Source organism: Pedobacter aquae (assembly GCF_008195825.1).
GTDB classification, from domain to species: Bacteria; Bacteroidota; Bacteroidia; order Sphingobacteriales; family Sphingobacteriaceae; genus Pseudopedobacter; species Pseudopedobacter aquae.
This window is the reverse complement of record NZ_CP043329.1, coordinates 257,252-270,779: the sequence shown is the minus strand read 5'-3', so window position 1 is coordinate 270,779 and position 13,528 is coordinate 257,252. Positions and strand designations below refer to the sequence as shown.

Here is a 13,528-nt window from a genome sequence, read left to right as displayed (position 1 = left end):
AGTTTAAAAGCAAAATTATTAAAAAAGTATTCAAAATATCGCTTTATGTATTATTAACTATCATCTTATTGATAGGAACACTTATTTTTTCTTTGCAATTTAAACCTGTACAAACTTGGGCAGCAAAAAAAGCAGCAGTTTTTTTAGCAGATGAACTAAAAACTCGTGTAGAAATTGGCTCTTTATATTTAAAACCTTTTAAATCTTTAGTATTAGAAGGCTTATTGGTTGAGGATTTAGAAGGCGATACCCTATTATTGGCCCCAGAATTAGAAGTTGATATAGATTATTTTGCTCCCTTTTCTGAAAGAAGAATAGATTTAGACTATGCAGAACTTACCAATGCTAAGTTTTTCTTGAAATCTTATAAAGATAGCACCACCAACTTAACTTTTATCATCAATTACTTTGATTCTGGCGTGGTAGATACCACCAAGAAAAAACGCCCTTTCAACTTTAGTCTGAACAATATTTTAATCAAAAATTTAGACTTTAGGTACATCAATTACCTTTCTGAAATGGTTTACAAAGAGGGAATTGATTATAACAACATCCATTTATGGAATTTTAGTGCTGATATTAACGATTTAGATACTAAAAACCATCTTTTCAAAGCTCAAATCAATAAGCTTCGTTTTAAAGAAAAAACAGGTTTTGTATTAAATAATCTTACTGGTGCTTTAACTATTGATACCAATAGCATCACGGTAGAAAACATGCTTTTACAAACGCCTAGCACAACGCTTACAGATTATTACAGCATGCGTTTTAAAAGCTTTAAAGATTTCCAAGATTTCAATAATAAAGTAACCGTTGAAGCGCACTTTAAAAATGCGAAAGTTGTAGCTAAAGATATTGCTTATTTTGCTCCTCAACTGGCAAAAATGGATTTAGTTTTAGATGTAACCGGCACTATCAAAGGCAGAATTAATAATCTAAAAGCCAGAGATCTAACCATAAAGGCCGGGCAGGCAACTTATATAAAAGGAGATTTTAATTTACGTGGTTTACCAGATTGGGACAATACTTTCTTAGACCTCAGGTTTGACCAAGTTTACAGCAATAAAAAAGATATTGATTACATTCTTGGAAAAGCTACCGGAAACAAAGTAAAGGCTATACCTGCTATCATTGATAAATTTGGCAACATCAATTTCAATGGGCAGTTTACTGGTTTTCAGAATGATTTTATTGCTTATGGCGAGTTTAAAACTAAACTAGGTCGATTAAAATCAGACATCAACATGAAAATTGATAAAGCTGGTATACCTTCTTATACGGGTAATTTACAAGCTTTTGATTTTAACATAGGCGATTTAACCAACCAGCCAACTTTAAACCGTACAAGCTTTACGGTTGATGTAAAAGGAAGAGATTTTGAGCTGAATAACCTTTATGAAGAGATTGCTGCATCTGTAAGATATTTTGATTTTAAAGGCTATCGTTACAGCAATATTAAAGTTGATGGTACCATTAACAAGCAACTTTTTGACGGTAAGGTAAAGGTTAATGATAAAAATTTAAAGCTTGATTTTAATGGTTTAGCAAATCTTAATCCAACCTTACCAGAGTTTAAATTTAAAGCTCAAATAAGACAGGCAAATCTCCATAAATTAAACCTTTATAAAGACACTATACAAATTGATGCAGATTTCACAACAGATTTTACAGGAAATAGCTTAGATAACATACAAGGAAATTTAGAACTTAGCCATGTTAAAGCTACTACAAAAGACAGCTCTTTTGTGATAGATTCTGTATTTCTAAGAGCAAGAGGAATAGGAAAAGATAGGTTGTTGGCACTTACCTCTGATATTGGAGATGCCAGCATAAAAGGCCAATATGATTTGGCTACACTACCATCGGCATTTAAAACTGTGGTAAAAAAATATATCCCATCTTTAAAAACTAAAATTGTACCTCCAAAAGATCAAAATTTCGAGTTTAATATAGATTTAAAGAATTTCGATTATGTTTCTAATATCTTCTTTCCGCAATTAAAAATTCCGGAAAGAGGTGTATTTAACGGGAAATTCGACTCTAAAAACAACTTGGTTAATTTAAACGGATATGTAAAAACCATTAAGTACAACAATATGGTTTTTAACAATTTAATTATCGACCAAAACACAAATTCTAAATCTTTTGAAGCTATTTTATCATTAGATAAGGTGGATTTTTCTGAAAATGGATTATTTGTACAGAACATCGTATTACAAAATACGTTAAAGAGCGATAGCCTAACTTTTAACGTTAAGTTATCTGATAAAGATGCTGTTAACCAATTAGATTTATACGGCTTGGTAGAATTTGGTAGTGATACATTAGCCAAAGTAAGTATTTTACCTTCTGATATTGTTATCGATAACCAGATATGGAAAGTTGAAGATAAGGCCAGCATTAAATTTGAAGAAAACAAGACCATTATAGAAGGTTTTGAACTCTCAAACAGCACCCAACTGGTTGCTGTGAATGGCGCTATTTCTGCCTCGGAAGATGATTTATTGGAGATTGTTATAGAAAACTTACAAATGTCTTCATTGAGCCAAGTTACCAAAAACTTTGGGGTAGAGCTAAAAGGTATGATGAATGGTACGGCTAACCTATCGGCCATTTTAGGTAACCCCAATATTGGAGCAGATATTACCGTAGATTCTTTACGTTATAACAGAACAGAAATAGGCTTCGTAAGCTTGTCTTCTGCTTATGATAACGAAGAAAATAATATCAATATTAAAGCTAGCGTAGAGAAAAACAATAAAAAAACTACAGATATAACAGGTATTGTTGATTTCAATAGTGAAACCAACAATTTAGATTTAGCTATGAACTTAGACCAAACAGAACTTATCTTGTTTGAGCCTTTTGTGAAGAGTTTAATCACCAAACTTAAAGGAAATATATCATCAGATTTAAAAATTACGGGTAAGTTTAGCAATCCACAAATAGATGGAGATGTAAGATTAAATAATGCCGGGTTTATGGTAAACTATCTAAAAACAGCTTATACCATTAATGATGAAGTTAATATAGAAAATAGCCTTATCCGCATAGAAGATTTAGAAATTGTGGATGCTTTTAAAAATAAAGCCATTGCAAATGGTATTGTAGACTTAAAAAATCCATCAAATCCTTTGTTAGATATTAGCGTGAAAGCTAATAATTTTATGTCGCTTAACACCACCTCTAAGGATAACGGAATTTATTACGGTACTGCTTTTGGAACAGGGACCTTTACTTTTAAAGGCCCAACTGATGCTATGAATATCAATATCAAAGCTAAAACAGAAGAAGGTACTGTATTTACCATCCCATTAAATAATGCTTCTACCATCGGGAATAATGATTTTATTACTTATATAGCAAAAGATACTTCCTTAAATAAAACAAAGAAAGAGAACTTTTTTAATGGTTTAACGATGGAGTTTGAACTTGAAGTAGGGCAAACATCTGTTACCAATATTTTAACCGAGGTAGGAAACCTTTCTGGAAAAGGCGATGGGCAGTTGAGACTAAGAATTACCAGTTTAGGCGATTTTGAAATGTTTGGCGATTACATCATCAACGAAGGTAAATTTGATTTTACGGCCAATAACGTTATCAATAAAACTTTTGATATTAGAAAAGGTGGCACCATACGCTGGACGGGCGACCCTAGCGATGCAAACATCAATTTAAACGCTGTTTATAGTACTAGGGCTAGCCTTTTACCACTTTACCAAGCAGCTGGGACCACCCTGCCAGATGACCAAAGAAATTTACGTGTTTTAGCTGAAGCTGAGATGATGCTTAAAGGCTCTTTATTAAATCCTGATATTGCATTTAACTTAGCTTTCCCAAATAATACAGATATTAAAACACGTTTACAAGGTTATTTAGATAATGAGGATAATGAAGCACAACAAGTGATTAACTTGGTGGTAAGAAATAGTTTCAACGGTAATTCTGGAGGCGGCATTGGCTTTACCAATAATGATTTATTGGGCTCTGGTTTAGAACTTGCTTTTAGTAAAATCAATAATATCATCTCCCAATCTTTAAACATCAAAAACTTAGATATTAACGTACGCTCGCAAAATGAAATTGGTGGTAGCTATAGCTTTTTCAATAACAGATTAAGAATTACCGGAAACTTTGTAAACAACAGATACTCTAATGACGTACTTAACAACAACTTGCTAAATTCTAATTTGAATGATTTAACCAGAGACGTGGAGATGTCTTTTAATATTAATAAGGATGGAAGTTTTGTGGCCAAATCTTTCCAAAGACCAACCAATCAGGATTTGTTTAATTTAAATACAGATTTATATGTAAATGGCTTTGGCTTGGTTTATACCCAAGAATACGATACGTTTAAAGAATTTATTAGAAATACTTTTGCCAGAGGAAAAAGAGAAGCAGAAAGCAAAGAAAATGCTGAAGATAGAAGAAAAACGCTGAGCAAACCTATTATAGCTACCCCAAAAGAAGAAGAGGAAAATTAATTTCTTAACCTTCCTCTTGCTCTTAAAACTATCTTTCTTTCATAATGGTATGCCCCATTTTATCTCTTTTAGCTTTTAAATAGAGTTCATTATGCTTATTAGATTCAATTTCTATAGCTACATTATCAACCACTTCTAAGCCATAGCCAATTAAACCAGCTCTTTTTGTTGGGTTGTTAGACATCAATTTCATTTTTCTTACACCCAAGCTTCTGATAATTTGAGCGCCAACGCCGTAATCTCTCTCATCCATACCAAAGCCCAAAGCTATGTTAGCTTCAAAAGTATCCATTCCGTTTTCTTGCAGGTTATAGCTTTTCAGTTTATTTACCAAACCTATGCCTCTACCCTCTTGGTTCATGTAAACAATTAAACCTTTCCCTTCTTGCTCTATCATCTCCATGGCCTTGTGTAATTGTGGGCCACAATCACATCGGCAAGAGCCAAAAATATCTCCTGTCATGCAAGAACTGTGTACTCTTACTAAGATAGGCTCATCCTCTTCCCAACTACCTTTTACAAGGGCTAAATGGTTTTCTCCGGTATTTACCTGCGTAAAAGCAACCATTTCAAAATCTCCCCACTCGGTAGGTAATTTTACAGATACTTCTTTCTTAATAAGCGATTCGGTTCTTAAACGATAGGTAATTAAATCCTGAATAGAAACAATCTTCATATCCAGTTTTTTAGCCATTTCTAATAATTCTGGTAAGCGAGCCATTTCGCCTTCTTCATTCATGATTTCGCAAATCACTCCGGCAGGCTCAAAACCGGCTAGCTCTGCTAAATCAACAGCAGCCTCTGTATGTCCGGCTCTTCTTATTACCCCTCCGTTTTTAGAAATTAAAGGAAAAATATGTCCTGGGCGACCCAAATCTTCTGCTTTGATTTTAGGGTCTATAAGCGCCATAATAGTTTTAGAACGGTCTGATGCTGATATACCGGTGGTACAACCGTGGCCAATTAAATCAATAGAAACCGTGAAGTTGGTTTCAAAAGTGGCCGTGTTTTTACCCACCATAAGTTCAAGATTTAGCTCGCGACATCTATCTGTAGTGATAGGAGCACAAATTAAACCTCTTCCATGCTTAGCCATAAAGTTAATCACTTCTGGTGTGGCGTTACGAGCAGCTGTTAAAAAATCACCCTCATTTTCGCGGTCTTCATCATCTACAACTATGATGATTTTACCCGCTTTAATATCCTCAATTGCTTCTTCTATTGTATTAAGCATGTTTTATAATTTATGTATCTAAAAAGTAAACAATTATTGGCTACAAAGTTTAGTTTTTTGATACAGACAAATTTAATGATTTTTAATGCGCCTTTTGATATTTAGCGCTTTGTAACGTCAATGCTATGCAATAATTACAAGGTGCTTTTTTCTTTCTTCTTAAAGAATCGTTTAAAAAAGTTCTTATAAAAATCTGCATCAAATAATGCAGAGTCTACAGTGGCTTTATAAGTTAAAAATAAGCCTAAGGGCGTTAGAACAAATATGGCTATCCACATACCCATCACTGGAGATAGGGAGCCTTCTTTAACCGATTTTTCGCCCACCGTACTGATGACGTGGTAGATCAAGAAGAAAATAACTGATACAACAACAGGCAAGCCTAAGCCTCCTTTTCTAATAATAGCCCCTAAAGGAGCGCCAATAAAGAAAAGTACCAAGCAAGATACGGAAAGCGTAAACTTACGGTTATACTCTACCAAATACCTTCTGATGGTTTTCATGAACTCTTCTGACTGGAAGATGTGTGTTTCTAAGCCATCTTTAGCATACCTAACATTGTCTAAAGCAGATGTAACCGCAGAGGCATATTGCGTACTATCTAAACCTGCTAAAACGCCATCCTTCTTAAAGTTTAAACCCGATTTACCTACAGCTGTCTTGTATTTGGCTGTGCTATAATATAATTTATAATAAGATTCTAGAGACTTTGCGCCTACCATCCTGATGCTATCATATCTTACTCGGGTATCTTTTTCTGCCGAGTCTAATTCTTTTAAATTCATCATTTGGAAGTTGTTCTTAAATAAACTTTCATCTTCCCTTTTGAAGTTGAATGATGATAAATCAAAACGTTGCTCGGTCTCTTTAAAATTAAAGCGTGTTAAACGTTCTCTAGGGTCATACCCTTTTCCGTTGCTCTCTTCGTAACGCACACCATCTTTCAATTTTAAGATAAGATATTTTTCGTCTTTAGTTTTATACATCTCACCTTCATCGGCCATTAAAACATTGGTATTTCCGTTATTTTTAGATTGGTCGTAAATCACAATATCTTTTAAAACATCGCCACTATCTGTCAGAAGTTTTTGTTTAACACGGATGGAATATCCTGGTATGCTATTATTAAAAATACCTTCCTCAATTAAAAATGCTGCTTTTTGATTTCTAACATCATAAAGTAAAGAGCCCATTTTAAGATTGGCAACAGGCAGCATAAAATCAGAAAAGAGAAAAGCGGCTATGCTAAGTCCAACCACCATAGCAACCAATGGGGCCATAGCTTTTTGCAAAGAAATTCCTGCAGATTTTATGGCAACCAATTCATAATTCTCGCCAAGGTTACCAAAAGTCATGATAGAAGAAAGCAAAACAGCCAGGGGGAGTGCCATAGCTACGTTGGTAGCCGCAGCATACATAAGAAGCTGGAGAATTACATACCACTCGAAGCCTTTTCCTATTAAATCATCAATATATTTAAATAGAAAAAGCATCAATAGCACAAACATCACAATAAAAAATGTGACGATGAAAGGCCTAATAAAAGCTTTTATGATGAGTAGGTGTACCTTTTTCACTTTGCAAAAGTAGCAAAAATCAGGCGCCTATTACACTTAAAAGGTTTTCTATTTGGATATTCCAGATTAATTGACGGTCTTTTAGGTTTTCTTGTAGTGCAAAATCTGTGATAACCAAAGCTACATCATTGGTTAACTCATCTTTCATGATTTCTAACTCAAAAAAAGTATAGGGTTCATCATCTATCCAAGCAAATTTCACTGATTTTGATTCTTTAGATGAAAGCATTTTAGCTTTTTGCTCTTCCCCATCGTCCCAAACAAAAGTATAAACATGGTCCTTAATGAACACATCATCAGCAAACCATTGCGATAAGCCATTAGGTTCACTTATGAAACTATATAAAATTTTTGGTGAGCATTTAATCTCGTATTCTAATGTAAACTTAACTTTATCAGCCATGTATAAGATTTATAAATTGCTAGGGTAAAAATATATCAAAGTTTTTTTCACAAACTTTTCTAAAGAAAGGTATTTTACTTTATATTTGCAAACCTTTTAAAAAAGACCATTAATTGAAAGGTTAGCTTAGATGCCCCGATAGCTATTGGGAAGAGCGCAGGATTCATAACCTGATAAAAATGTATAACCCTTGGCGGGGTAGCTCAGATGGTTAGAGCGCAGGATTCATAACCCTGAGGTCGGCAGTTCGATCCTGCTCCCCGCTACACTAGAATCAAGACTTTACGAGAAATTGTAAAGTCTTTTTTGTTTCTGCGTGAGGTATTTTGTTAATTACCACTAAAACACCTACACCGCTTATTAATACAAATAAAATAGGTTGTAAGAATTACTGGTTTAGCAGAAAAAGACTCACAACATCAAAAAAGTATTTTTTTCATCACAAAAAAATAATCAATAAGATTATTCATTTTTTTATAAAAAATTAAAGATCTATAACAGAAGAAATTTATTTTTTATTATGTAAAACAATAGTTAATTACCATTCATCTGTTCTAAAAGGAGAAGCAGGAAGTTTTTCCTTATTGTATAAATTTGGGTTCACCGGGTTATCCGCCCAAGCGTAACGTATATATTTAACGTGAGTTCGGTTTAAGCAGCTAAAAGGAGTTGTTTATCGTGATCTTCAAAAATAATATTAAGAGAAGGTTTTTTAGGGAAGAAATGATAAGCACAAAGCACCCCCATAGTATTCATCAAGAAGTTATTGATAGAACGATGACGAGTATGCTGGAGCTTGCAGATATTTTTTAGTTCATCATTAACACATTCGATAATAGCTCTTTTGCGAAGCATAATCTTATCAGCTTGTGAGATGTTAAATTCTTTCATGTTTTTACGAGGTTTAGTAATCATTTGGATACCATTTCCCCAAAGCAAATCAGCCAAAGCTTTAGATATGTATCCCTTATCACCAAATAATTTACCGAAAATATCTTGAGTCATAGAAGTCATCAGTTTAATGTTACGGTCGTCTACATTGCCCTTGGTAAGGTAGAAAGACAGTATTTCGCCTTTGTCGTTAATAATCAGATGTAGTTTGAATCCATAAAACCAACCAATAGAACATTGCCCCCGCTCTGCTACAGCAGCAAATACCTTGTGGTTGTGGATTCGCCGATTATGACAAACTTTAATATGTGTAGAATCAATAAAATTTATTCCTGCGGAACGTCCTAAACAGTGGGTTTTTAAGAACAGCATCATAGGTACTGCTACACGTTGTTGTAGTTCTACAAATCGGTTATAGGAAACAAGACCAGGGAAATGATCTTTATAATGCTGGCAAATAAATCCTAGATAAAAGTGTTTCAGATTAGTGTAATAACCACTATGAAAGGTAATCAATATGGTCATGATTTCACTATCAGCAAGTGATGCTTTTCTGTTTCTAACCTTATAATGACCTGCATCTAATTGATGTTTAACTATTTCAGCTTCAAATTCTTTGCAGAAATCATCAACTTTTACAAAAATTTCAATAATTTTATCAGAAGTAAGCATAAATTGTTGTTCTTAAATTTGTCACTTAAATATAACAAAATATGCTTACTTATTTGATAATCAGATGATTGTATTTTAAAATAATCCAAATTAATCTAACCTCTGTTATCCCGAACTCACGTTAATAATAATATTTTGTTATTTTCCTGACTGTTTACAAAATCGATGAATGTTAGTAGGAAGATACCTATTAAAATACTTTTAAAATGCATGAACACAAGTTTAATTCTCTAATAAGGTTTAAAGAGAGATAAAATGATGGTGAAAAAAAATTAGCAAAAAAAAGAGGCTGTCTCAAAAAGGCAGTCTCTTTTTGTTTGATAATAATGAGTTATTTTAGTAGATAAAATTTCATATTTTTTTTGGTATAAATACTTGATTTACTTATATTTAAGTGTAAATCAATAAGATGTAATGCCAAATAAAGCACCTGTTTTCAAGCCCTATAATCAGCATCAAATCATGATGCTTCCTCCCTCCTTAGAGGAGCTTATACCTGAAAGTCATACAGTTAGAGTAGTCAATGAGGTTATCAATCGCATCAATGTAGAACCTTTATTATCAGCTTATCAGACCAAAGGCACATCGTCCTATCATCCTTTGATGTTGCTTAAGGTATTGGTTTATGGTTATGTAAGCAATATCTACTCTTCCCGTAAACTAGAAGCAGCCTGTAAAGAGAATATCCATTTTATGTGGCTGAGTGCCATGAACCGCCCCGATCATCATACCATTAACCGCTTTAGGGGCGAAAGGCTAAAAGATGCATTAAGAAAAGTATTTGAACAAGTGGTTACTTTATTGGCACAAGAGGGTTTGTTGAGTATTGAAGAGGTTTATACTGATGGTACCAAGATAGAAGCCAATGCCAATAAATACACCTTTGTGTGGAAGAAGGCCATCCAAACCAATAAGGAGAAAATGAAAGCTCAAATTAATCAAATCTGGCAGTATGCCCAAAACATCAGTGACACAGAAGATGATTTACCGGAGCCTCCAGATTTGACCACTATCAATAAAGAAAAAGTAGAAGAGGCTATTGCGCAGCTGAATGAAGCTTTAGCAGATAAGAAAAACATCGACAAAAAAGTAAAGGCAAAGCTGAACTACATCAATAAGAACTTTCTTAAGAACATGGATAAGTATGAGCAGCAGGAAGCTATTTTAGGAGAACGCAACAGTTATAGTAAGACCGATGAAGATGCCACTTTTATGCGTATGAAAGAAGACCACATGAAAAACGGGCAGCTCAAGCCAGGTTATAATACTCAAATCTCAACATCCAACCAATACATCGTTAATTATACCATTCACCCTAATCCTACAGATACCACTACTTTAGCTTTACATCTTGCCCAGCACCAGCAAAGCTTTGGTACTGCACCTCAATCACTCACTGCCGATGCTGGTTATGGTTCAGAAGAGAATTACGCTTTACTGGAAGAACTGAATGTTGCTGCTTTTGTAAAATATGGGAAGTTTGATAAAGAGCAAAGTCAGCGATATCAAGACAAACAGCTCTTTGCTAGTGATAAACTATATTATGATGAGGTAAATGACCAGTATATCTGTCCGATGGGTCAAGCAATGACTTATGTAGGAGATAGTAGAAAACAAACCACCACCGGCTTTAAGCAAACCTATAGAAGGTATCAAGCAAAGAATTGCAGTCATTGTCCATTAAATGGAGTATGCCATAAATCTAAGGAAAACAGGATTATAGAAATCAATGCAAGCCTCAACAGACTTAAAGAGCAGGCCTATCAGCTCCTGAATTCAGAACAAGGAGTAATGCATCGTAAAAAAAGGTGTTATGATGTTGAACCTGTCTTTGGAAATATCAAGCATAACCATGGCTTTAAGAGATTTATGCTCAGAGGTAAGAAAAAAGTGGAAATAGAATGGGGATTAATCGCTATTGCTCATAACTTAAGAAAAAAAGCAGCTTAGAAAAGCTGTTTTCTCCCCTTTTAAGGCTTTAGCTTCTCTATTGAGCCATTACATATCTAAGTCATACTCCTCAATAAAAATATCGGCAAATTAGATAGCTAATAAAAAAAGCTGCCTCAGTTTATTTCTGAGACAGCCTCTTCCAATAAAAATCCAATTATTTATTTTTTAATCCCTCAGCTACTCCCATATATGATGGCTTTCTTATCATTCCTTCTGTCCATAAGCCGATTGGTTCACCCGCTCTCCAGAATGAATTTACAGGGCTGTCTAATGGACTCCAAATGGTGATACCATAACGTTGTGCAGCAGGGATAATCTCAAAATATTTTTCTACTACAAACTTATACATCTCTTGCTGAACTTTTAAATCCTCTTCTGTTATAGCTGTAGTTTTTTTATTATTGATACCCATATCTAACTCAGAAACCTTAATCAACTTACCTGTTGCAGCCAATAATCTAAACATTTCTTCTATTTTAGCCTTATCTGATGTTGTAGAGATATGCATTTGAGTTCCGATACCATCAACTTTAGCACCTTTACTTTCGATATATTTCACATATTCTATTAAACCTTTACACTTATCCATACTGTATTCTAGGTTATAATCATTTATAAAATGAATATCTGTAGGATTACCGTATAATCTAGCTAATTTAAAAGCTTCTACAGCATAATCTTTACCCATGTAATCTTGCCAGAAAAACTCATCAGCAGCAATACTAGATCTACCAATTCCAGTTTTTAATTCATAAGGTCTTCCGTCATCCATTGGCTCGTTAACTACGTCCCAAGCTTTAACATAATCTTTTGAAAATTCCACATATTTAGAGATAAAATCTTTCATTGCATTAGTGATGATTAATTTCTTCTCTGCAGAGGTTTTTTCAATAATTTGATCTAATGCTCCTCCAAAACCACCACCATCGGCTGTTCTTCCGCGAGAAGTATTAGGTCCCCATCCTCCCCAAGCACCTGTACCAGTTTCAAAGTCGGAGGTAGGAATTAAATTTGCAGGACCATCTCCAAGCATTAATTTAACATTATCTATGGTAACTGTACCGGCATAGTCACCATGACTAAATACAAGTCTGTTTCTTGTTGCTGCTGTAGTTGTAACTTTCATGGTATACTCTTTCCAGCCAGCTGTTAAAGCAATTGTACCAAATGCATTAGACGAATAATTTGAAGTTGATTGTAACTCTGCTCTAATGTTACCTGCAATACTTCCCTTAGCAGCAAATTTTAAAGTATACTCCTGACCATTTTGTAATGTTGGAATATCATGTACAAATTGAGCCTCCCAAAAGTTTATAGCAGCAGGATTAGTAGCAAAATATGCATAACCAGCATTACCACTTCCTTTTTCGTTATACTTTTTTAAGGTAATATTATCAAAATAAAAACTAGTAGCTGTTTTACCTAAGTTAAATGCAATAGCACCACTTGTAGCCATATCGGCTGTAACAGTTATTTGTCTAGTGTAGTTGGTCCAAGTTGGGGTTGATGAAATAGTACCAAAGAAATCCCAATGCTTATAAGCCCCTGGAGTTACATGTGCTTGAGTGCTATAAGAAGCATTAACATCAGAACGCACATCCATTTTTAATTCATACTTTTCGCCTACTTGAACTGCAGGAGAAAATCTTATAAAAAATTGAGCATCGTAATCATTGGTTCTAACACTAGCATTTGTAACTTGTAATGCTCTACCTGTACCACCTGCGCCAGCGCCTGCAGCTGTAAAAGAAGGAACAGCATTAGCATTTAAAGAATAATTGGTAGCCGCATCGGTTTCAAAATTAGCCCCTGTGACTAAGTCCCAAGTTGGAACAGATGCCCCTGGAATTATACGTGGAGCAATTAACCTATTTAAATAAGTTGCGTTTTGTCCAGAGTGCCATGCTAATGTGTGACCAAAAACAGAAACTTTTGCTGCTGAAGCAACTTTGTACAAGTTTTCTAAATTGGTTAAATTTAAAGTTCCATCATTTCTAACTATAGAACTGTGTTTCATTTCGTAACCAGCCGTAATATCATTAAAATTGGAATTGATTAATCTATACATTACTCCTTTACTCACATACTCACTAAGATTTATGGCAGCCCCGAATTTAAAATTTGGATATTTTACACTATCAATGTAACTCTTTAAAGATTTATAGGAATCTATCTCTTCCTGATTTGCAATGGATAGTGGTTTATCAACCTTATAATCTAAAGTCTCGTACTTAGCACAAGAGCCAAGAGCAACTGTGGCTAAAAAACCAAGTATTGCTATTTTATAATATTGTTTCATATCATTTTAATG

7 protein-coding genes and 1 tRNA gene are annotated in these 13,528 nt (G+C 34.2%); 3 read left to right on the top strand and 5 right to left on the bottom strand.

Annotated elements, in window-relative coordinates:
* Positions 1 to 68 precede the first annotated feature (68 nt).
* Complete coding sequence (locus FYC62_RS01205) at positions 69 to 4,487, top strand: translocation/assembly module TamB domain-containing protein (RefSeq protein WP_149073631.1); 4,419 nt, start codon at positions 69 to 71, stop codon at positions 4,485 to 4,487.
* Between the two features lie 28 nt (positions 4,488 to 4,515).
* Here FYC62_RS01205 and FYC62_RS01200 read toward each other — a convergent pair whose 3' ends face one another.
* From FYC62_RS01200 to FYC62_RS01190, 3 genes are all read right to left on the bottom strand, one after another.
* Positions 4,516 to 5,721, bottom strand: a complete 1,206-nt coding sequence (locus FYC62_RS01200) for a bifunctional 3,4-dihydroxy-2-butanone-4-phosphate synthase/GTP cyclohydrolase II (protein ID WP_039449703.1) — start codon at positions 5,719 to 5,721, stop codon at positions 4,516 to 4,518.
* A 134-nt stretch (positions 5,722 to 5,855) separates the two neighbouring features.
* A complete protein-coding gene (locus FYC62_RS01195; protein ID WP_039449707.1) occupies positions 5,856 to 7,298 on the bottom strand; it encodes an LptF/LptG family permease in 1,443 nt (480 codons plus the stop codon).
* A gap of 19 nt (positions 7,299 to 7,317) precedes the next feature.
* Complete coding sequence (locus tag FYC62_RS01190; protein ID WP_039449710.1) at positions 7,318 to 7,701, bottom strand: START-like domain-containing protein; 384 nt, start codon at positions 7,699 to 7,701, stop codon at positions 7,318 to 7,320.
* 192 nt (positions 7,702 to 7,893) lie between these two features.
* Here FYC62_RS01190 and FYC62_RS01185 point away from each other — a divergent pair.
* Positions 7,894 to 7,967, top strand: a tRNA-Met gene (locus FYC62_RS01185).
* A 385-nt stretch (positions 7,968 to 8,352) separates the two neighbouring features.
* Here FYC62_RS01185 and FYC62_RS01180 read toward each other — a convergent pair.
* Positions 8,353 to 9,264 (bottom strand): IS982 family transposase, encoded by a 912-nt coding sequence (locus FYC62_RS01180; RefSeq protein ID WP_149073630.1) that lies wholly within the window; start codon positions 9,262 to 9,264, stop codon positions 8,353 to 8,355.
* 414 nt (positions 9,265 to 9,678) lie between these two features.
* Here FYC62_RS01180 and FYC62_RS01175 point away from each other — a divergent pair, with 414 nt between their 5' ends.
* Positions 9,679 to 11,214, top strand: coding sequence for an IS1182 family transposase (locus FYC62_RS01175; RefSeq protein WP_149073629.1), 1,536 nt, complete (start codon positions 9,679 to 9,681; stop codon positions 11,212 to 11,214).
* A 157-nt stretch (positions 11,215 to 11,371) separates the two neighbouring features.
* On the opposite strand, the gene FYC62_RS01170 is transcribed toward FYC62_RS01175, so the two are convergent.
* Positions 11,372 to 13,516: an endo-1,4-beta-xylanase gene (locus tag FYC62_RS01170; protein WP_149073628.1), complete on the bottom strand. Its 2,145-nt coding sequence runs from the start codon at positions 13,514 to 13,516 to the stop codon at positions 11,372 to 11,374.
* Positions 13,517 to 13,528 lie beyond the last annotated feature (12 nt).